16 protein-coding genes and 1 other annotated feature are annotated in these 22754 nt (G+C 46.6%); of the genes, 15 read left to right on the forward strand and 1 reads right to left on the reverse strand.

Annotation, left to right across the window (positions count from 1 at the left end; all coding sequences use genetic code 11):
• The first annotated feature begins 67 nt into the window (after positions 1 to 67).
• From BLCOC_RS06390 to BLCOC_RS06435, 10 genes are all read left to right on the forward strand, one after another.
• A complete protein-coding gene (locus BLCOC_RS06390; protein WP_115624755.1) occupies positions 68 to 2119 on the forward strand; it encodes a LacI family DNA-binding transcriptional regulator in 2052 nt (683 codons plus the stop codon).
• Between the two features lie 124 nt (positions 2120 to 2243).
• Complete coding sequence (locus BLCOC_RS06395) at positions 2244 to 2963, forward strand: hypothetical protein (protein ID WP_131918287.1); 720 nt, start codon at positions 2244 to 2246, stop codon at positions 2961 to 2963.
• A gap of 463 nt (positions 2964 to 3426) precedes the next feature.
• Positions 3427 to 4113: a LacI family DNA-binding transcriptional regulator gene (locus BLCOC_RS06400; protein ID WP_115624757.1), complete on the forward strand. Its 687-nt coding sequence runs from the start codon at positions 3427 to 3429 to the stop codon at positions 4111 to 4113.
• A gap of 343 nt (positions 4114 to 4456) precedes the next feature.
• Entirely contained in the window at positions 4457 to 5299 is an 843-nt protein-coding gene (locus BLCOC_RS06405) for an AraC family transcriptional regulator (protein ID WP_018594222.1), read from the forward strand.
• Positions 5300 to 5428: 129 nt separating this feature from the next.
• On the forward strand, positions 5429 to 6619 hold the full coding sequence (locus tag BLCOC_RS06410; protein ID WP_115624758.1) for a Gfo/Idh/MocA family protein: 1191 nt from the start codon (positions 5429 to 5431) through the stop codon (positions 6617 to 6619).
• A gap of 114 nt (positions 6620 to 6733) precedes the next feature.
• Positions 6734 to 7240, forward strand: coding sequence for an SEC-C metal-binding domain-containing protein (locus tag BLCOC_RS06415; RefSeq protein WP_018594220.1), 507 nt, complete (start codon positions 6734 to 6736; stop codon positions 7238 to 7240).
• Between the two features lie 192 nt (positions 7241 to 7432).
• Entirely contained in the window at positions 7433 to 8209 is a 777-nt protein-coding gene (locus tag BLCOC_RS06420; RefSeq protein WP_226984750.1) for a YdcF family protein, read from the forward strand.
• A gap of 52 nt (positions 8210 to 8261) precedes the next feature.
• Positions 8262 to 11507 (forward strand): SNF2-related protein, encoded by a 3246-nt coding sequence (locus BLCOC_RS06425; protein ID WP_115624759.1) that lies wholly within the window; start codon positions 8262 to 8264, stop codon positions 11505 to 11507.
• A gap of 433 nt (positions 11508 to 11940) precedes the next feature.
• A complete protein-coding gene (thrS, locus tag BLCOC_RS06430) occupies positions 11941 to 13872 on the forward strand; it encodes a threonine--tRNA ligase (RefSeq protein ID WP_115624760.1) in 1932 nt (643 codons plus the stop codon).
• 79 nt (positions 13873 to 13951) lie between these two features.
• A complete protein-coding gene (locus BLCOC_RS06435; RefSeq protein WP_018594214.1) occupies positions 13952 to 14272 on the forward strand; it encodes a DUF1540 domain-containing protein in 321 nt (106 codons plus the stop codon).
• Positions 14273 to 14336: 64 nt separating this feature from the next.
• Here BLCOC_RS06435 and BLCOC_RS06440 read toward each other — a convergent pair whose 3' ends face one another.
• Positions 14337 to 15692, reverse strand: a complete 1356-nt coding sequence (locus BLCOC_RS06440) for a sodium-dependent transporter (protein WP_115624761.1) — start codon at positions 15690 to 15692, stop codon at positions 14337 to 14339.
• Between the two features lie 403 nt (positions 15693 to 16095).
• Between BLCOC_RS06440 and infC the strand changes: the two genes are divergently transcribed.
• The 5 genes from infC (at position 16096) to BLCOC_RS06465 (ending at position 22717) form a co-directional block, all read left to right on the forward strand.
• On the forward strand, positions 16096 to 16590 hold the full coding sequence (infC, locus tag BLCOC_RS06445; RefSeq protein WP_018594212.1) for a translation initiation factor IF-3: 495 nt from the start codon (positions 16096 to 16098) through the stop codon (positions 16588 to 16590).
• Positions 16591 to 16627: 37 nt separating this feature from the next.
• Entirely contained in the window at positions 16628 to 16825 is a 198-nt protein-coding gene (gene rpmI, locus BLCOC_RS06450) for a 50S ribosomal protein L35 (protein ID WP_018594211.1), read from the forward strand.
• A gap of 36 nt (positions 16826 to 16861) precedes the next feature.
• Complete coding sequence (gene rplT / locus BLCOC_RS06455) at positions 16862 to 17218, forward strand: 50S ribosomal protein L20 (protein ID WP_018594210.1); 357 nt, start codon at positions 16862 to 16864, stop codon at positions 17216 to 17218.
• Positions 17219 to 17519: 301 nt separating this feature from the next.
• Positions 17520 to 17767, forward strand: a binding site (T-box leader).
• Between the two features lie 96 nt (positions 17768 to 17863).
• Positions 17864 to 18370, forward strand: coding sequence for a TRAP transporter small permease (locus tag BLCOC_RS06460; protein ID WP_029470113.1), 507 nt, complete (start codon positions 17864 to 17866; stop codon positions 18368 to 18370).
• A complete protein-coding gene (locus BLCOC_RS06465) occupies positions 18371 to 22717 on the forward strand; it encodes a DctP family TRAP transporter solute-binding subunit (protein ID WP_115624762.1) in 4347 nt (1448 codons plus the stop codon).
• Positions 22718 to 22754 lie beyond the last annotated feature (37 nt).

Raw genomic sequence — 22754 nt, forward strand, 5'->3', positions numbered from 1 at the left:
CTGCTGTCCCGTGAGGTGTTTTTTCGGATAGCAGCCGTATACTATAAACAGGTGGGAGAATGATAATATGGCCACAATTAATGACATTGCAAAAATGGCAGGTGTTTCAACATCTACGGTTTCCCATGTAGTCAACAAAACACGTTATGTCAGTCCTGAGAAAGTTGAAAAGGTGGAGAAAGCAATACGGGAACTGGATACTCCGCCTAATTTTGTTCTAAAGAAAACGTTGCCGCACATGCCGGAAATAAAAGAGAAATATATCCTTATGCTGATCGCTGATAAGAAAAGCAGCTTTCAGCGCAGAGTAGAGCAGCAGATTGATGAAGGGTTAAGAGATACGGGGTATTCTTTGATCACCATAGAATGTAATTCGGATATTTCCGGCATGAAAAGCTTTTTTGATGTTTTGCTGGCTGGGAATATGGTAACCGGGATTATTGTCTTTCCGGATGAAAAGGATATTCTTATACAGCGTGTCCTTTTGGATGTCAAGGTCCCTGTTATAGTTCTGGGCAGAGAAGTCAGGAATTTTATGGCAGACACAATTTGTACAGACACCTTGGATGGGGCCTATAAAGCCACAAAGCATTTGATCAACAAGGGCCATGAACGGATCGGATTTCTGGGGAGAAGCAGGGAGCGTTCGCCGAAACGGCTGGAAGGCTTCAAAAAAGCGCTGCGGGAGTATCATATACCGGAACTGTCCGAATATATCTATCCCCATTTACAAAAGGAGCAGGATATTTTCGAGGCTTTGGATGAGCTTTTGAGCGGTGAACAAATGCCCACAGCCCTGATCGTTGCCAATTACGCGGTGGTAATACCTTTTCTGAAATATATAGATGCACACAATATCACCTGTCCCACAGACATATCCGTGGTATGCTTCGGTTCCTTTGACTGGGCGCCCCTGCATACACCGGCCCTTACAACAGTGGAACAGGATACGGAACAGTATGTAAAACTGACAGTTGAGACCTTGCTGCAAAGGATTGCAAACAAAGAGTATGCCAATGTGCCCGCCTACAAAAATGTCTATCGGACCGTTATGCTGCAGACAAAGCTGGTGGTGCGCTCCTCAACCTGCGGTATTGGCAGAGGCCCGTTCGGAGAAAAGGCGTCTTCTATGAGTGAACTTGTACTCTCGGAAGCTGAAATACAGAATATCAGGTATAAAAAGCTGACGGCAGCTATCTCCTTCCATTATGCGGGAAAGGCATGGATGGAGCTGCATCAAAAGGGAATACGAGATATTTTTGACAATCTGGGTATCTCTATCATTGCGATCACAGACGCCCACTTTGATCCTCAGCTGCAGTGCAGACAACTGGACAGTTTGAGGATGCTGGAACCGGATATTCTGATCGCTATTCCCACCGATAATAAACTGACCGCAGATGCCTTTAGGAAAATTGCGGACAGCGGGATAAAATTGATCTTAATAACTAATGTACCGGATGGACTGCGGCCGGAGGATTATGTTACCTGCGTTTCTATTAATGAACATTCTCATGGACAGAATATGGGACATGGCCTTGGGGAATATATGTATCAGCATAATATGAAAAACTATGGGTTGATCGTCCATGGAGCTGACTTCTACGCGACCATACAAAGGGATAATGCGGCAAAACAGGTCATAAGCGAGGAATATCCGGTGCTGCATTTATGTGAAGAGATCAGGTTTGAAAAAGAGGATGAGGTTTATAAAAAGACAAAGGATTTGATCAAACGCTATCCGGAAATAGAAGCTCTGTATATTTCCTGGGACGGCCCTGCGATGGAGGCCATTGCAGCGCTGACAGAAATGGGGCGGACTGATGTCGCCATCGTCACCAGCGACCTGGATTATGCGGATGCTATGAATATGGCAAAGGGCGGTATGATCAAGGTGCTTAGCGCACAGTGCCCGTATGAGCAGGGACAGGCAATTGCTTTGGCGGCTGCAAAATCTGTGTTAAATGAAAAAGTTCCGTCATTTATCGGAATTGAGCCGATCAGCGTTACACCTGATAATCTGTTGAAATCATGGAAAAAAGTGTTTAAAGAGGAACCAGGGCAGGAACTGGTGCAGGCATTTAAAGAGAATCCCAACTATGTTTCTGCAAAAGAGTGAGTGAAGTTATGTGGAGGATGCAGGGAAAAGGCAGTGTATCCTCCTCTGTTTTTAACATGCCGGAGAGAAACACGTACAGATGTGTGTATAGTACAATGAATGTGAACAGAAACCATAGGGGGATATGATGGGAAAGATAAAAGCAATAAGTTTCTTATGTATAAGTGTATTTTGTGTATCTTTATTTACTGCCTGTAACAGCGGGAAAAATACTCTGGATGTTACGGATAAGGAAGAAGAGAAAAAAGTATATGACACTATTGCGGCTGAAGACATCAGCCATGTTAATCTCAAGGGGAATGCCAGATCCATTGTCGTAAAGCAAGGGGGAAATAAATATTTTGAATTTGATAATGCAGATTTAAATAAAGATCATAAGTATGAAGTCCGTTATGAGAAGAAGGACCATACACTTGATATTAATATTTTAATGGAAAGTTCGGAGGACGACGATAATGTTCTCGGCTCTTTCGTCATTTACATACCTCAGAAAGAATTTGAAAAAGTTGAAACAACAGGGGGATTTGGTCATATTTATTTTGAAACAATCAGTTCAGATGTGTTAGTACACGCAGAAAAATCAGTTGTGGTCCTTGACTTAGAGGCTGATCGATTGGACCACAATATCACACTGGAGGGTTCCGAGGCAAATGCGTTTCGAGGGGTCTCTGTCTATTTAGATAAATTGCCGGATAATGTAAGAATGGATTTAAACATGATCCAAGGCGGTACAATAAATGATCAGCAGAACATACTTAAACAGAACAGGTTTGAATCTGGTACGGGATTTCCTGTTGTAAGTGTGAATGATACAAAAGACATAAGTATTTATGTAAGTGAATGAGATGGGATGCTGAGTTGAAAAAATGATTTTGCGGAGGCTGTGGAATGTATGGGGGTATCTTAATATGGCCTGTAAAATAAGTCCTTAATGAAAAATCGCCAATTCCGGCAAATGCCGGGTTCTGGCGATTTTTCTTTTAGGGAAGTTTTTTACAACCCCTTTTTATGTGGCAGGAAAAGAAGATGGAGAAATGAAAAAATGTGGTCTCGTGTTTTCTGGATTCGTGTCCACGTTTTGTGCATGTTGCTCAAAGAATGTCGAAAATCGTACAAAAGATTGGGGATGTTCTATCGCTTTTTACAAAAAATGGGCATTATTTTATATGGTTCCGTGACCATGTTTTGAAGTATTGATACATAAGATGTAATAATTTAGTATTAGTGCATGACAGTTAGAAGTAATATATAAAAATCAAACAGAAATACAGAGCAGCAGAGTGATATTGACGGAAAGAGATGGAAAAATGTCTGAAGGAAGAAGTATTACAAGAAAAGATATTGCCAGAGAGGCCGGGGTGTCGATTTCTGTGGTCTCCCGTGCACTTAACAACAGCGGTTATGTGGAGAAAGAGAAGAAAAAGAGAATTATTGACATTGCCAACCAGTATGGATATATTCCCAATCCGATTGCCATGGCACTGCAGCAGAAAAAAACTCACCAACTGCTCTTTTTCTGCGGAGATTTGACTGGAACCTATTATAACCAGATGTATCACGGCATGGCCAGAGCAGCGGAAAAAATTTACTATACAAAGCTCCCAAAATCCGAGACATCTATCCGCGTAGTTCCAATGGCTGAACATACCGAGGAATGCCTTCTTGAATTGAAGAAACGGTATATACAGGCGAATCGTATGTGTGAGCAGGTCTTGTGCAATAAAATGCAGAAAGTGCCTACAAAATCCAATATCTATGATGTCTGGGAAAAACTATTGAACTTTTCAGGAATTGAATATGCAAAGGTACACAAACTGCGTAAAACGTTTGCGACAATCACCATATCAGAGGGAGTTGCGATCAGTGATGTCTCCCAGGTTCTGGGTCACAGAGATACAGGGATCACCCTTTCAGCGTACTATAAAGCAACGGGCTCCGGCAGCGACGCTGTCCGGAGAACACTGAATACGGTATATGGTTCAAAAATCTCCTGACTTTCCAGATAAGGCAGGAAACACAAGGGATTGAGGAATTCTGACAACACTTTGACAACAGTTTGACAACAGTTTTTAGGCCCACTTCAGCACTTCACATTATGTAAAACCCCTGTAACCGGTGGGCTTCTTCCGGTTACAGAGGCTTCAAAGGGGAGGATAAGTATTTCTACTTTTTCTTTTGTGGTCCTCGAAGAGCGTCACATCTTTGTGCCTTCCCTCCGTGGACTACTTATAGTATGACCGGAAACAAACATCCTATACAAAAGAAATAAAAAAAGTTAAAATAAATTTATGATCTGAATTTTAACCTTATCTTATCAGCTATTTAAGGAGAAAAAACATGAGAAGATACTTTCAGGGATGTGCGGTCAGTAAATATATCAGTATCACGTCTCTCTTTACTATTTTTGAGGAAATCTTCGACAGGAATTATTATTTTGAGGGAGAGTCCCATGACTTCTGGGAATTTGTCTGTGTGCTGGACGGGACTCTGGGTGTGACGGCGGGGGAAGACATACTGATCCTTGAAAAAGGACAGTCCGTACTGCACCGGCCTATGGAATTCCACCGCCTGTGGTCCGAAGGAAGGACAGAACCCCATATTTTTGTGATCTCCTTTGCCGCGGATGCCATGCCTCAGGTAAAAGACAAGCAGTTTCAATTGACAGAGGAGAACCATAAAACCATTTCAATTTTGAGAGATACGGCAGCTATGGTTTTTGACAGGGAGGAAGATACCCTGGTAAAAAGTGTACGCACGGGCAGGGAGGCAGAGGCACAGATTTTTATCAATACAGCGGAAAATCTTCTTCTGTCTGTGCTGAACGGAAAAAAACAGAAAATGGATTACTATGAATCCATCAGTGCTGACAATTACAGACGTATTGTCCGTACATTGGAGGAACATATCCAGGAGAGACTGACCCAGGCAGACATAGCAGGATTATGCAGCATGAGTGAGGCTTCTCTGAAAAAAACGTTTTCAAAATATACAGGCATTGGAATCATGACCTATTTTACACAGATGAAGATCAGACATGCTATGGAAATGCTGGAAGACGGTATAGGGATCAATGAGACGTCAGAGCGCCTCGGATTCTGTGACAGGAATTATTTCAGCACTGTTTTCAAGCGGGTCACAGGCAGATCCCCCGCATCCTTTCTCCGGGAATCAGGGCAGTGATAAAAAGTTATCCATATTCAAATATTTTATCCCCAAAACCATATAGAAATCTGCATACGGGTATGTTACAACTATATAGAAAGAGCAAAGCAGAAAATATATAATATATTAGGAAAAGGAGCCGTTCAGATGGAAAAACTAAGAGTAGGGGTAATAGGACTTGGATGCAGAGGATACAGCCTTTTAAAAGACGTTATGCTGCATATGGCGGATGTGGAGATCACAGCCGTCTGCGACGAATATGAGGACAGGGCGCAGGCTGCGGCAGAGCTTACCAAAAATAAGACAGGAAAAACGCCGCTTACCACAGTGGATGTGCAGGAGGTACTGGACAGCAGCCAGGTGGATGCAGTTGTCATATCCTCCGCCTGGGAGAGTCATATTCCTCTTGCTGTAAAAGCTATGTACGCGGGCAAGGCGGTAGGCATGGAAGTGGGAGGCGCTTACAGTATCAAACAGTGCTGGGATTTGGTGGATGCCTGGGAAGCCACAAAGGTTCCGTTCATGCTTCTGGAAAACTGCTGTTACGGCAGAAGAGAAATGATGGTTATGAACATGGCAAAAAAAGGTGTATTGGGCAGAATCGTCCACTGCAAAGGCGGTTATCTCCATGACCTGCGTGAAGAGATTGCAGGGGGAGAAGAAAACCGCCATTACCGCCTGAGAAATTACATACACAGGAACGCAGAGAACTATCCGACCCATGAATTAGGCCCCATAGCCCAGATCCTTAATATCAACAGGGGCAACCGAATGCTGACTCTGAGTTCCATGGCATCAAAAGCAGAGGGACTTTTGGAGTATCTGACAGACCGCGGGCAGGAAATTCGGGGATTTTCCCAGGGGGATGTGGTGAATACCACCATAAAATGCGCCGGAGGTGAAACCATTCTTCTCACCCTCAACACCACACTGCCCAGATTCTACAGCCGGGATTTCACAGTATGCGGGACAAAGGGAATGTATGAAGAGGCCACCGATTCTATTTTCCTGGATAAAAAAGATGTGGAATATGATTTTAAATGGAAAGAGAAATGGGGAAATGCTGCGGATTATGAGAGCGAATATGAACATCCCACCTGGAAGAAGTTTCTTGCCGAAGGGATCCAGGGCGGTCATGACGGGATGGACTGGTTGGAATTTGAAGCGTTTTTTGACAGTGTGAGGAATCACAGGCCATGCCCCATTGATGTATACGATGCAGCCGCTTGGATGTGTATCAGTGTCCTCTCGGAAGAGTCCATTGCCCTTGGGGGTCAGCCGGTGGCAGTTCCGGATTTCACAAACGGAAAATGGATACTGCCAAGTCAGGGAAAGTAAAAATGACTGAAAAAAGTAAGGATTGAAAAAATCTGTCATATCGTATATACTATATCTGTCAGGCGTTTCGGGACGCCTCAAAATACGATAATAAGTAAAAGGTGGTAAAGATACATGGCATTATTACAGGAATGGAGAGACGTTGCGTATTCTCAGGAAGCAGACAAAGCGCAGCTGCAGAAATTCTGGACCAACTATTTTCTGATTGAAAAAGGAATCTATGAAAAACTTCTGGCCAACCCGGACGAAGTGGTCCGCGGCACAGTGAAAGACCTGGCAGATAAATTTGAAGTAGAAGTTATGACCATGGTCGGATTCCTGGATGGTATTAATGACAGTCTGAAAGTTCAGAACCCTATTGAGGAGATGGACGAGAATACAGAAGTCAATCTGGGATTTGACAAAGAACTTCTCTATAAGAACATGGTGGACGCCAAAGCGGACTGGCTGTATGAACTTCCCCAGTGGGATGAGATTTTTACTGAGGAGAAGAAAAAAGAGCTGTACAAAGAGCAGAAGAAATCCGGCACTATTGTAAAAGGTGCTAAGATCGGACGTAATGATCCGTGTCCATGCGGAAGCGGTAAAAAATATAAACACTGCTGCGGCAGAAATAAATAATTTTTAGGAGGGGCGGTGAAAACCGCCCCTTTGTGATAGAAAGGATGTAACTGTTCAGTAGCCTCGCAGTTACAGGCAAAAATCCATGCAGAATCGCCTTTGGCGATGGGATTTTTGCTTGGCCGTGGTACACTTTCTTACGGTCAGCGCAGCGAATGCGCAGACCTACTGAATAGTTACGAAAGGATACGAATGAAGACTTTATGCATTATCTTGGGGAGCATCTGCACTTTTTATTTTATAGGCATTGCCGTCTATGCGGGGCTGTCCTCCCTGTTTCCGTGTATATGGGCAGCGGGCGGTGTCTTCTTTTACGGGATCGCGGTATTTCTCCATTTAAACAGGAAACACGGAATGCTGTCCGGTTTCGCATTCCCTGCGGTCCTGAAACACGGTCTTTTGGTGCTGGCAGTGCTTTGTGTACTTGTTTTTGTGGCAGTGGAAGCCCTGATCTTTACAGGGATGTTCCACAAGCCGTCAAAGGATCTGGATTATATCATCGTACTGGGGGCGCAGGTGAACGGCACGAAACTGAGCAATTCCCTGAGACTCCGTGTGGAGCGTGCCGGAGAGTATCTGGAGGAAAATCCTGAGGCCTGCGCGGTTCTCTCAGGAGGAAAAGGAACAGGGGAGGATATCACAGAGGCGGAGGCAATGTACCGCTATCTTGTGAAAAAAGGAGTTTCTCCTGATCGGCTTCTGAAAGAGGAACACTCCACAAATACCAGTGAGAACCTGAAATTTTCTCTAAAGATCATCGACACAGAGGAAGATGGCAAAGGAAAAGAGGCATCCATCGGAGTAGTGACCAATAATTTTCATGTGTACCGGGGTGTGGCCCTGGGGAAAAAGCTGGGATGCTCTCATATAGAAGGAATCCCCTCCAAAAGCAATACATTCTTACAGGTGAATTACCTTGTGAGAGAATTCTTCGGAGTGGTGAAGGACAAAGCAGCAGGAAATATGTAACTGCAGAGACAGGATGGAAAATACAATTATTTTGTAAATCGGAGAGGGAAGAATGTTAAAGATCAGCACGGTCAAAGAAAACTGCTTTCTGGCAATGTATCAGCGGGGGAAGCGGATTGCCGAGGAAAAGGCCTACAAAAGTTTCCTGATCGAGGAAATTTCAGAGGATACAAAAGAAGTGAGTGCACAGGTAAAGGGCAGTGGCAGCAAATGGTATGATGTGACAGTAACCTTTGACGCCCATGATGATATTACGGACTATGTATGTGACTGTTCGGCATATGGCAATTACTTTGGCATGTGCAAGCACTGTGTAGCTCTGGCCCTCGCCTACCGGGACACCCAAAAGCCCCCGGAGCGTCAGGAAATCGTGGACTTTCCCGTGGGAGGCCCCAGAAAACGCGAAACATCAGATACGCTGAAAAATACCATAGCAAAGTATGCTGTGCGCAATAATGCCTATCTGTTGGGGGAATATTACGGTCAGATCCGTCTGGAACCGGTCATCACATCCTCATACAATTCCTACCATATAGAGTTTAAAATAGGTACACGCAAACTGTATGTCCTGAAAAACATATGTAAAATGCTGGACAGTGTGGAATACGGTAAATATGATTCGTACGGCAAAAATCTGGGGTTTATCCATGACCGCTCCGCATTTACCCCGGAAGCCCTCACCTGGATCGATCTTCTGTCTGATTATTTGAAAACACAGTATAATAATCTGGAATTCAGTTCCCAGGTGTACAGCTCCAGCTTCCGCAGCATTTCACTGAACAGCTACGGAATAGACAAAGTTCTGCAAAAATATATGGACCAGACCATTGAGATAGACGGAACCCCTTATCAGGTCAGACGCGGCAATCCGGAGATCAAGATGGAAATCGTTAAAACAGAGGAGCAGGGAGCCAGCATTTATCTGCATTCCCCTAAGTGGATAAAAGGAAATATTCACGATTATCTTCAGAAAGACGGTATTATTTACCAGTGCACACCTGACTTTTCAGCGGATATGATGCCCATTGTCAAAGCCCTGAACACGGATAATGTACAGCATTATGCATTTCAGTCCAGGGAGCGTTCCGTTTTTCTGAATCAGGAGGACTATACCGCGTTCTGCGGGACACTGCTGCCTGTTTTGGAACAGTATGCGGATATTCAGATGAACGATATTGATTTTGATGAGTATCAGCCCAAAGAGGCCGAGTGCAGTGTGTACTTAAGCATAGATGAAGAATACCGGGATGCCATTCGGATGCGGGCGGAGGCAGTCTATGGAAATACAGTCTATGATCTGTTCGCAGAGATAGAACCGGCCAGTCAGTACCGTGACGTGCAGAGGGAAGACGCTCTGAAAAAATGTCTGGAAGTATATTTTGACATGGAAGAGAAGAACGGGGAAATCTATGGGGTTTGTGTAAAAGAGGAAAAAATATATGATCTTCTGGAACAGGGATTTCCCAAGATCCGTGAACTGGCAGCCCTTTTTGTGGATGACAAGATAAAGAGAATGCGGATTCTCCCCGCCCCGAAAGTCAACATCGGCATAGGCATGTCCGGAGATCTGCTGGATCTGGATATCCGGGTGGAAGATATGGATCTGCGGGAGATGGAGCAGATCCTATCCGGATACCGCAGGCGGAGAAAGTATTACCGCCTGAAAAATGGGGATTTCATCAGTCTTGAGGACAATGGCCTTTCTCTCATATCTGAGCTGTCCCAGGGGCTTGGGTTTGACAAAAATGATTTCGCCAAAGGCAGCTTTACTGCTCCCAAGTACCGGGCTTCCTACATAGCGGAGACCCTGAAAGCACAGCCGGGCAAGGTGGATGCCAGAAGAAGTCCGGAATTCAAACGGCTCATCCGTGAGATGAACAGCTATCAGGACAATGATTTTGAGATTCCCCAGGAACTTAAGGCAGAACTCAGGGAATATCAGAAGAACGGCTTCCGCTGGCTGGCCATGCTGTCCCAGTGGGGATTCGGGGGAATCCTGGCGGATGATATGGGACTTGGAAAGACTCTTCAGGTTATCACACTGTTGGAAATGAAAAAAGAGGGCGCCCTCATCGTGTGCCCGGCATCTCTGGTCTATAACTGGGAGAGCGAGCTTGGCCGGTTCGCGCCGGACCTTTCTGTCGCAGTGGCTGTGGGCAGCAGTCAGCAGAGAGAGGAGATCATAAAAAGTGCATCTGGATCGGATATACTGGTGACTTCCTATGATCTGTTGAAGCGGGATGCGGAGCTGTATAAAGGGAGAACCTTTCCCTATATGGTCATAGATGAGGCTCAATATATTAAAAACGCAGGTACCCAGACGGCAAAAGCGGTGAAGCAAGTGCAGGCTGTCCACCGTCTTGCGCTGACGGGAACTCCTATAGAGAACCGCCTCAGTGACTTGTGGAGTATATTTGACTTTATCATGCCGGGATATCTCTATAGCTATAAAAAGTTCCGGGAAGAGCTGGAACAGCCCATTGTACAGAATGAGGACAAAAATGTCATGGAACGGCTGAAGCATATGGTGAATCCTTTTATCCTGCGCCGGAAGAAACAGGATGTGCTCAAAGACCTGCCAGACAAGCTGGAGAAGACCGTCTATGTGAAGATGGAGGAAGAACAGAAAAAGATCTACGACGCCAGAGTCGCCAGGCTGCAGATGGAATTAAGCAGCCAGAGCGAGGAGGATTACAAGAACCAGCGCATAAAGTATCTGGCGGAGCTGATGGGGCTGCGGCAGATCTGCTGTTCTCCTCAGCTTTGCTATGAAAATTACAGGGGAGGTTCCGCGAAACAGGAAAGCTGTGTGGAACTGGTCCGAGACTTGGTGCAGGCAGAACACAGGATACTGCTTTTTTCCCAGTTTACCACCATGCTGGAGCTTTTGGCCGGGGAGTTTGACAAGGCGGGGATTTCTTATCTCTATCTCTCCGGGAAGAATACCAAAGAGCAGAGACGGGAAATGGTGAAAAAGTTTCAGAACAAAGAGGCTCAGGTTTTCCTTATTTCCCTGAAAGCAGGAGGAACAGGGCTGAATCTGACGGAGGCGGATGTGGTCATACATTACGATCCCTGGTGGAACGTGGCAGCCCAGAACCAGGCCACAGACCGTACCCACCGCATCGGACAGGAGAATATCGTCACCGTCATAAAAATGGTGGTGAAGAATACCATAGAAGAGAGGATACTGGCCCTTCAGGAGAAGAAAGCCCGTCTTGCGGAAAATGTCATGGAAGGACAGGCAGTGGCTGACCACAGGATCAGCAGGGAGGAGCTTCTGGAACTGATAAAATAGCATGAAATATATGCTGCTGTCCATATCCGCTGGGTTTTCTGGGACAAAAGCGGTTGACAAAAATATTTCTGCGGCTATAATGAAAAGTAGATTCATACAGAAAACGCGATGACAAGACGAGTAAAATGCGGAGGTTCCCAGAGAGGGCGGCATATGCTGGAAGCAGCCTGTTCAGGAAGCATTTGAAAACTACCTTGGAGCGGCCCTAACACGGCCCGGTGATTCCGTTACCATCAAATGAGTGGTGAACCGGTCCTCAAAAGGAGGACAGTGTACAACAAGGGTGGAACCGCGAGTAATGACAGTTACCCGTCCCTTGCAGTCAGAAATGGCTGCATGGGGCGGTTTTTTTGTGGTTACCGTTCTGTCGCGTGTCAGCAGTATTGCAAAAGAAATATGACAAGAATGACAAGAGAAAAGGAGCAGAGGAATTATGATTATCACATTAAAAGACGGGTCAAAAAAAGAATACGATCACGCAGTGTCTGTCCTTGATATCGCTTCCGATATCAGCGAAGGTCTGGCAAGGATGGCCTGCGCAGGGGAAGCAGACGGGCAGGTAGTGGATCTGAGAACAACCGTGGACCATGACTGTGAGCTGAGTATCCTGACTTTTAACGAGGAGGGCGGCAAGGCAGCTTTCCGTCACACGGCATCCCATATTATGGCCCAGGCCATCAAGCGTCTGTACCCGGATGCAAAACTGGCGATCGGGCCATCCGTTTCCGATGGCTTCTATTATGATATTGACAGGGAAATCCCTCTGACAGCGGAAGACCTGGAAAAAATCGAGGCGGAGATGAAGAAGATCGTGAAGGAATCCCTTCCCATTGAGCGCTTCGAGCTTCCAAGGGAGGAGGCCATTGCGTTCATGAAGGAGAAAGAGGAGCCTTATAAAGTGGAGCTGATCGAGGACCTGCCTGAAGACGCTGTTATCAGTTTCTATAAACAGGGAGAATTCACTGACTTGTGTGCAGGCCCCCATCTGATGACAACAAAACCGGTGAAAGCATTTAAGCTGACAAGTCTTGCCGGTGCCTACTGGAGAGGCAGCGAGAAAAATAAAATGCTCACCAGGATCTACGGCACAGCGTTTACAAAAAAGGCTGACCTGGAGGAGCATCTGGCAAGGATCGATGAGGCAAAGAAACGTGACCACAGAAAACTGGGCAGAGAGTTAGGCCTGTTCATGATGCGCGATGAGGGTCCGGGATTCCCCTTCTTCCTGCCAAAGGGCATGGTGCTGAAAAATACCCTGCTGGATTACTGGAGGGAGATCCATACAAAAGCCGGCTATGTGGAGATTTCCACGCCGATCATGTTGAGCCGTCATCTGTGGGAGACATCAGGCCACTGGGACCACTATAAAGAAAACATGTACACAACGGTTATTGACGACCAGGATTTTGCCATCAAACCCATGAACTGTCCGGGAGGCATCCTGGCATACCAGTCTGAACCGCGCTCCTATCGTGACCTGCCGCTGCGCATGGGGGAACTGGGACTGGTGCACCGCCACGAAAAATCAGGCCAGCTCCACGGACTCATGCGCGTGCGCTGCTTTACGCAGGATGATGCCCATATATTCATGACACCGGATCAGATCAGAGATGAGATCAAAGGCGTTGCCAGCCTCATTGACCAGGTTTACAGCCTGTTTGGTTTCAAATACCATGTGGAACTGTCCACACGTCCTGAGGATTCCATGGGAAGTGACGAGGACTGGGAAATGGCCACAGAAGCCCTGCGGGGAGCTTTGGATGACCTGGAGCTTGACTACGTGGTGAACGAAGGGGACGGCGCTTTCTATGGTCCTAAGATTGACTTCCATCTGGAGGATTCCATCGGCAGAACCTGGCAGTGCGGTACCATCCAGCTTGATTTCCAGCTTCCCCTTCGCTTTGAACTGGAATATATTGGCGCTGACGGGGAAAAGCACCGCCCGATCATGATCCACAGGGTGGCATTTGGCTCCATTGAGCGTTTTATCGGTATTTTGATCGAGCATTTTGCAGGCGCATTCCCGACCTGGTTATCCCCGGTCCAGGTGCGTGTCCTGGCAATTTCCGACAAATATATGGATTACGGCAAAAAGGTTCTGGCACAGCTTTTGGAGGCAGGAATCCGTGCGGACATGGATACAAGAGCCGAAAAGATCGGCTACAAGATCCGTGAGGCCAGACTGGAAAAAATACCTTATATGATAGTGGTAGGCGCCAAAGAAGAAGAGGAGGGCCTTGTGTCTGTGAGAAGCCGTTTCCTGGGCGATGAGGGACAAAAGGATCTTGGTGAGTTTATCACCTCCATCAAAGAGGAGATAAAAAGCAGAGAGATCCGTGAGGTAAAAGAAGAAGAGCAGAAATAAATTTTTGAAAAATCCATGGTATAAAACCGTACGGCGAAACGCATACTATTTCCGACGAAATTATAAGGAGGAAATGACTATGCCATTATTAAGCTGTACTGCAAGAACCTGTATTTACAACAAAGATGAATACTGCTCCAAAGGAGACATTCTGGTAGACGGAAGCGAAGCAAAGGTTGCGGATGAGACCTGCTGCCGCAGCTTTGAGGAAAGAGGAGAATCTGCATCCAATAAAGCCGCTGCTGACAGCTGCGGATGCCGCACTATTGATGTGGACTGCCGCGCATGTACCTGTACTTTCAATAAAGAAGAAAAATGTCATGCAGACAAGATCACAATTACAGGCGGAAGTGCCTGCCGCTGTGACGAGACAAAATGCGGAAGCTTTGAAAAAAGATAAGAAACCATAAGATATGAAAAAGGAGCCATACCTGTAACTGAAATTACAGATATGGCTCTTTTTGTCAGACTTTGATCCAGCCCATTGCCTCAGATACTGCGAATACAAGAATCATGATCAGGCAGATAGGAGCGATCCATTTAAGCATGATGGTATAAAACTTTTTCATTTTAAAAGGTCCGTTCAGCTCCACTTCATCATATACTGCCTTAGGCTTGATGAAGAAGCCGATGCTGATACAGGTCAGGATTGCCACGACAGGCATCAGTACACTGTTGCTCAGGAAATCGAAGAAATCCAGAAGTCCCAGTCCGATGATCTGGACAAAATCCAGAGGCCCGAAGCCCAGGGATACCAGTGCGCCCAGAAGCAGTACATATATGGTAACTGCAACTGTGGTTTTCTTTCTGCTCCAGCCCAGTTTGTCGCGGATAATGGACACATTGGTCTCCATCAGTGAGATGGAGGAGGTCAGTGCCGCGAACAGTACAAGAAGGAAGAAGACTGCTCCAATGATGCCGCCCAGAGTCATATTGTCAAACACCTTAGGCAGAGTGATGAACATCAGGGATGGTCCCTTGCCCAGTGCCTCCTCGTTGCCGCCGGAGAATACGAATACAGACGGGATGATCATAAGGCCGGCCAGAAAAGCGATTCCGGTATCGAAGATCTCGATCTGACGGACAGATTTTTCCAGGCTGTTGTCCTTCTTCATATAAGAACCGTATGTGATCATAATACCCATAGCCAGTGACATAGAGTAGAACAGCTGTCCCATGGCAGCCAGCACAGTGGTGGCTGAGAAACGGCTGAAGTCAGGCAGCAGATAATACTTCACACCTTCTGCGGCACCCGGTCTTGTGATACAGAAAATGGATATGCCCAGTGTGAGTACGATCAGAACAGGCATTAAGATCCTGCTGGCTTTTTCGATTCCTTTTTCCACGCCGGCGATCACGACGATGGAAGTCAGCAGAACGAAAACTGCAAACCACAGAACCGGTGAACCGGCCTGGGATATAAAACCTGTAAAATAGTCATCTCCGGCAGCAGCGGATACGTTGCCGCTGACAAAAGTGATCAGGTATTTGATCACCCATCCGCCGATAACACAGTAATATGGGGTGATGATAAAAGGAACGATGCAGGCCAGATACCCAACGAAGCCAAATCGTTTGTCCAGCTTTCGGAAAGCTCCCACTGCACTCAGGCCTGTCTTACGGCCTATGGCGATCTCAGTGATCATCAGTGTAAACCCAAGTGTTACGGCGAGGATCAGATAGACGAGTAAAAAAATGCCCCCTCCGTATTTTGCTGCAAGATACGGGAAGCGCCAGAGATTTCCAAGACCAACCGCGGATCCGGCGGCGGCAAGGACAAATCCCATCTTGTTAGAAAATGCTCCTCTTTTTTTCTCCATGTTTCTCTCCCTTTTTTCGATGCGTTTCGCATCTTTGTTGTATGTGAAACATTATGCCATTTTTTCAGACAAAAGACAAGAATTTTCTTAATAAAAATAAAAACAAAATGAAATTTAGCTCTTGACGCATGGAAACACCTGTGTTAGACTTATCTAGTCTGAAGAAAAAGAAAGCAGAGTATCCACTCTCACCTTAGCACAATTGCGTGACTATGGTTAATACGGTAATAAACGAAGCGCCTTCAGCGTTTTCTTTATGCGGATATGTGTGGATAGTCGATTGTCGTCTATCCATTTTTTTCTTGTTTCTTTCAGGATGTTTTATGAGGTGGAAGGCCGGAGGGCCGGCCAGGAACAGAGTGTTTTATCAATATTATGGAGGTGCACTACAATTAGCGATTTAATGATCAATGAACAAATCAGAGACAAAGAGATACGTCTGATCGGCGCAAACGGAGAACAGCTGGGAATCATGTCAGCCAGAGATGCGCAGAAGCAGGCAATGGAAGCAGGGCTGGACCTTGTGAAGATTGCTCCGACTGCAAAGCCGCCTGTTTGCAAAATTATCGATTATGGTAAGTACAGGTACGAATTAGCGCAGAAAGAAAAGGAAGCTAAGAGGAAACAGAAAACCATAGAGATTAAGGAAGTGCGTTTGTCCCCTAATATTGAGGAAAACGACCTGAACACCAAGGTCAATAATGCCAGAAAATTTTTATCCAAGGGAAATAAAGTCAAAGTGACATTACGTTTCCGCGGAAGAGAGATGGCACATATGTATAAGAGTAAACACATCCTTGATGAGTTTGCAGAGTCTGTAGCTGATATCGCGGTGATTGAAAAAGCACCGAAGGTAGAAGGCAGGACAATGACCATGTATTTGACAGAAAAACGCTAAAAGCGTTCACGAAAAGAGTCTAAGGAGGAATACAAACATGCCAAAAATGAAAACAACGAAAGCAGCTGCTAAGCGCTTCAAAAAAACAGGTACAGGATTATTAAAGAGAAACAAAGCTTACAAGAGCCATATCTTAACAAAGAAATCTCAGAAGAGAAAAAGAAACCTGAGAAAAGCAGCTATCACAGATGCAACCAACGTAAAAGCAATCAAGAAAATTTTACCGTACATCTAATTACAGGATAGGTTCTAAAACAGGAGGAAATTAAGAATGGCAAGAATTAAAGGCGGATTAAACGCTAAGAAAAAACACAACAGAGTATTAAAGCTGGCAAAAGGTTACAGAGGAGCACGCTCCAAACAGTATAGAGTAGCAAAACAGTCTGTTATGAGAGCACTGACAAGCTCCTATGCAGGAAGAAAGCAGAAAAAACGTCAGTTCAGACAGTTATGGATTGCGCGTATCAACGCAGCAGCAAGAATGAACGGTCTGTCCTACAGCAAATTCATGTACGGCTTAAAGCTGGCTAACATTGACCTGAACAGAAAAGTTCTGGCTGATATGGCTATCAATGATGCAGAAGGCTTTGCAACACTGGCAGAGCTGGCAAAATCCAAAATCGCTTAATTCATATGGAACATATAGCCGCTGCCCAAAGGAGCAATCCCGGGGCAGCGGTTTGTTACTATTCAGCCTTTCGGCTTCATAGCAACAAAAGGCATGCACACAGACTGTAAAAACCGGAGTCTGGCGCGTGGCTGCCTCGGGATTGCCCTGCAAATGCAAGGCAACACCTCGCGGGACAGTGGAAGACTGAACTGTTACAGCGGTTTTACTATGTTACAAAAAAGTGTTGACGTGATTCTGAAAAAGAAGTAAAATATCCATTAAGATATTATAAAATATTGAGAGTTGATCATCAGTATTTGTAAATTCTATGATGGGAAGCATAAGCTGCCAAACGGATTTTCAGAGAACTGCCGGCAGGTGTGAGGCAGGAATCCGGGAAGCTTACGGATCATCCCGGAGAAGCAGCACTGAAAGGCAGAATGTCCCATTAGGTGCTGACGTAGGTTCCACGTTACAGGAAACACATATGTCAGTATGTTGTAAGTGCCGGCAGGGGTAACTCTGTGCGGAAACAGGGTGGTATCGCGGATTTTGTTCGTCCCTCTTCAGGAGGGGCTTTTTTTATGCTCTGAATGTGCGCGGTACACGGGCAGATGTGTGTGGAATTTTATAAGTCTTATTATAACAAGAGGAGGAAATGTGATGAAAGTCTACAAAAAAATCATGGATGTGCTGGCTTCGGCTGAGAAGCTGATCCTGGCTGCGTCTACACTGCTGATCTTGGTTCTGACTGTGGGAAATGTGTTTTCCAGGAAAGTGATCCACCGTTCCTGGTCATTTACGGAAGAACTGGTGGTGGCAGTTTTTGTATTGATCACACTTATGGCAGCCGCTCTGGCCTGCCGGGAAGGAGAGCTGGTAAGCCTTACGCTGGTCACAGACAGGCTGCCAAAGAAAACTAAGAAACCCATTGTCATTCTTGTGACTGTGCTCTCTGTGATATTCACTGCAATATTGTTTAAATACGGCATGGATAAGGTGCTGACCCAGCTTGCAAACGGAAAGAGGACTTTTGTGCTGAACTGGCCGGAATGGATCTTCTGGTCCTTTGTGCCCATTGGAGCGGTCTGCATGATCCTGCATTTTGTGGAGTATTGTATTGATTTTTGTACAGATTTTAAATTTGTTGAGAAAAAGGAGGAGGCATAAATGGTAAGCGCGGTATTATTTTTATCCTTTTTTATCTTTTTGATCCTGAATGTTCCTGTTGCCATCTGTCTGGGCCTGTCCTCTGTGTGCGCGATCCTGTACTCAGGCACGTCCCTGACCATTGTGGCAACCAATATGTATTCCGGCATCAGTAAGTTTTTGCTTCTTGCCATTCCGTTTTTCGTCTTATCCGGAAATATTATGGCAAAGGCCGGCATATCCAAACGTCTTATCAAGTTTGTAAATACCTGCGTAGGACACAAAAGAGGCGGTATCGCCATTGTGTGCGTTATTGTAGCTTGTTTCTTCGGAGCGATCTCCGGTTCAGGCCCGGCTACGGTTGCAGCTCTGGGTGCAGTCCTGATTCCGGCCATGGTGGAGGAGGGAGGCTTCTCGGCACCGTTTTCCACGGCTATGATGGCCACATCCAGCTCCATAGCTATTGTCATACCGCCCAGTATTGCATTTGTGGTATACGCGTCCATTACCGGTGTGTCCATCGCGGATATGTTCGCGGGCGGTATCCTGCCGGGAATTCTGATGGGACTTGCCCTGATTTTTGTCATCATGATCGAAGTCCGCAAAAATGGGATCCAGCCCACCACCAAGAAGGCGTCCTGGGGTGAGAGATTTCGCGCCTTTGGCGATGCGTTTTGGGGATTTTTGATGCCGGTGATCATTCTGGGCGGTATCTACGGCGGAGTGTTTACACCTACAGAGGCGGCGGCCGTTTCTGTGGTATACGGTCTCTTTGTGGGAATGGTGATCTACAGAGAAGTAAAATTCAAGGATTTGATCGATATCTTCGTGGAATCAGCTAAGACAACCGGAGGCATCATGCTGATCGTGGCGTGTGCGTCCCTGTTTTCCTTTGTCTGTACCAAGTTCGGAATTTCACAGGCAGCGTCAGAACTGTTGGGAAGTGTGGCCCACAATCAGTTCATTTTCCTTCTGATCGTGAATGTGATCTTCCTGATCGCAGGGTGCTTCATTGACGCAAACTCTGCTATGTACATATTTATCCCCATTATGCTGCCGGTGTGCAAGGCTCTGGGATATGATCTGGTAGCCTTTGGTATTCTGGCAACGGTCAACCTGGCAATCGGGCAGGTGACGCCTCCTGTGGGTGTCAATCTGTTTGTCGCCATCAGCATCAAGATCAAGAAGGGACTGGAGGTGAGTCTGCAGCAGATTTCCAAGGCGGTTGTCCCCATGATCGCCGCCTGTATCATCGTGCTGTTGATGGTCACATACATTCCCCAGATTTCCGTGTGTCTGCCGAAGGCCTTTGCAGGAAGCTCCTATACGGGTACTTCCAAACTTGCGGGCAGTACAGACAGCACAGCAGGGGACAGCAGCTCTGAGGACTACAATGTGATCGGTGACTACAGTGATCTGGGCTGGGAGGAGCAGACCTGGAACTTTGCCTGCTCTACTACAGAGACAAGCACCTGGGCGAAAGCCGGGGAACAGTTCGGCAGACTGATGGAAGAGGCCACAGGCGGCAAGGTACATGTGAAGGTATACGCGGCTGACCAGCTTACCAACGGAAATCAGTCAGAGGGTATCCAGGCCTTGATGAATGGGGATCCTGTGCAGATATCCCTGCATTCCAATTTGATCTATTCGGCCTTTGACCCTCGCTTTAATGTGGTTTCCCTGCCGTTTATCTTCGACTCTGTAGAGGATGCAGATACCAAGTTAGACGGCGAGGCGGGCGATAAGATGAACGCGCTTCTGGAGGAATACGGACTGCACTGCATGGGCATGGCTGAGAATGGTTTCCGCCAGCTCACCAACTCCGTAAGGGAAGTGAAAAGCGCGGATGATATGAAAAATCTGAAGATCCGTGTGGCAGGCTCCAATCTGCTCATGGAGTGCTATAAGAGATGGGGGGCTGATGCCACCAATATGAACTGGTCTGAGACCTACACGGCTCTGCAGCAGAATACAGTGGAGGGCCAGGAGAATCCGCTTCCGGCCATTGATGCGGCCAGCGTACAGGAAGTGCAGAAATACTGTTCCATGTGGAATGCCAACTATGACTGCCTGTTCTTCTGTATCAACGGGGAGCTGTACAAGGATTTGACACCGGAACAGCAGAAGGTGGTAGATGAGGCAGGCAAAAAGGCTGTGGACTATGAGCGTGACATCAACCGCTCCGGTGATGACGAGATCAAAGAGCGCTGGACTGACCAGAACGGCGTGGAGATAACAGAATACCAGGATCTGGATATTGATTCCTTCAAAAATGCCGTTGCGGACATACCCCAGTGGTATCAGGAGGAGCTGGTGAAGGAAGGGTATGATGAGACTGAGGTAAAAGAACTGATAGACGCGTTTACCTCCAAAACCTCAGGCAATTATGAGGTGGAGGACAGAAGTGATCTTGCCTGGGAAGAACAGACCTGGAATTTTGCCTGCTCTACCACAGAGACAAGTACCTGGGCTGAGGCGGGACGTAAATTCGGTGAAATGATGGAAAAGGCCACAGGCGGAAAGATCCATGTAAACGTCTATGCAGCCGACCAGCTCACTAACGGTAATCAGTCAGAGGGAATACAGGCTCTGATGAACGGGGACCCGGTACAGATATCCATGCACTCCAACCTGATCTATTCTGCCTTTGACCCGCGTTTCAATGTGGTATCCCTGCCGTTCCTCTTCAATTCCGTGGAGGATGCGGATGCCAAACTGGACGGGGCAGCAGGAGAGAAGATGAAAGAGATCCTGGAGAGCTATGGTGTGCACTGTATGGGTATGGCAGAGAATGGTTTCCGCCAGCTCACCAACTCCGTAAGGGAAGTCAAAAGTGCAGATGATATGAAAAATCTGAAGATCCGTGTGGCAGGCTCCAACCTGCTGATGGAATGTTATAAGAGGTGGGGCGCTGACGCGACGAACATGAACTGGTCAGAGACTTACACAGCCCTGCAGCAGAACACTGTGGAAGGGCAGGAAAATCCCCTTCCGGCAATAGATGCGGCCAGTGTACAGGAAGTACAGAAATACTGTTCTCTCTGGAACGCCAATTATGACTGTCTCTTCTTTGGCATCAATCAGGAAGTCTATGACAAGCTGACGCCCAAGCAGCAGGAGGTTGTGGATGAGATCGGGCAGAAGGCCGTACAGTATGAGAGGGAGATCAACCGCGCCGGGGATGATGAGATCCTGAACCGCTGGCAGACAGAAAACGGTATGGATGTGACTGCCTATGAGGATCTGGATATTGATTCCTTCAAAAAAGCTGTGGAAGACATTCCCCAGTGGTATGAACAGGAACTTGTAAAAGAAGGTTATGATAAGTCAGAGGTCAGCGAACTGATCGCTGCATTTACTTCTGAGGAGGGAAGCGCCGCAGAGTATACGATGGAAGATTCCAGTGATCTGGACTGGAGTGAGCAGACCTGGAATTTTGCCTGCTCCACCACAGAGACAAGCACCTGGGCAAAAGCCGGAGAAAAATTCGGGGAACTGATGGAACAGGCCACAGGCGGCAAAGTGAAGGTAAACGTCTATGCAGCCGATCAGCTCACCAATGGAAACCAGTCGGAGGGCATTCAGGCTTTGATGGATGGTGACCCGGTACAGATATCCATGCATTCCAATTTGATCTATTCGGCCTTTGACCCTCGTTTCAATGTGGTTTCCATTCCGTTTTTGTTCCAGTCAGTTGAAGACGCGGACAAAAAACTGGATGGAGAAGGCGGAGAGAAGATGAAGGAAATCCTTGGAGAATACGGCCTGCACTGTATGGGTATGGCTGAGAACGGCTTCCGGGAGCTGACCAATTCTGTCCGGGATATCAAATCCGCAGAGGACATGAAAGGCCTGAAGATCCGTGTGGCAGGCTCTAATCTGCTCATGGAATGCTATAAGAGATGGGGGGCTGACGCCACCAATATGAACTGGTCAGAGACTTATACGGCTCTGCAGCAGAATACTGTGGAGGGACAGGAAAATCCCCTTCCGGCTATAGATGCAGCCAGTGTACAGGAAGTGCAGAAATACTGCTCTATGTGGAATGCCAACTATGACTGCCTGTTCTTCTGTATCAATCAGAAGCTGTATGACAGTCTGACACCAAAACAGCAGAAGGTAGTGGATGAAGCCGGAGCAAAAGCAGTAAAATATGAGCGTGAGATCAACCGGGCCGGAGATAATGAGATCAAGAAACGCTGGGCAGAAAAGAACGGCGTGAAGATTACAGAGTATGAAGATCTGGACATTGATTCCTTCAAAAAAGCAGTTGACGGGATTGAGGACTGGTTTGTCAAAGAACTGAAATCACAGGGATATGACGACGGACAGGAATTAGTCAACGCATTTGTAACGAATACGAAATAATAAAAGAAAAACTGCCGCTGGTGATAGGTTCCGTGAA

This window comes from Blautia coccoides, from assembly GCF_034355335.1.
Classification (GTDB): Bacteria; Bacillota; Clostridia; order Lachnospirales; family Lachnospiraceae; genus Blautia; species Blautia producta.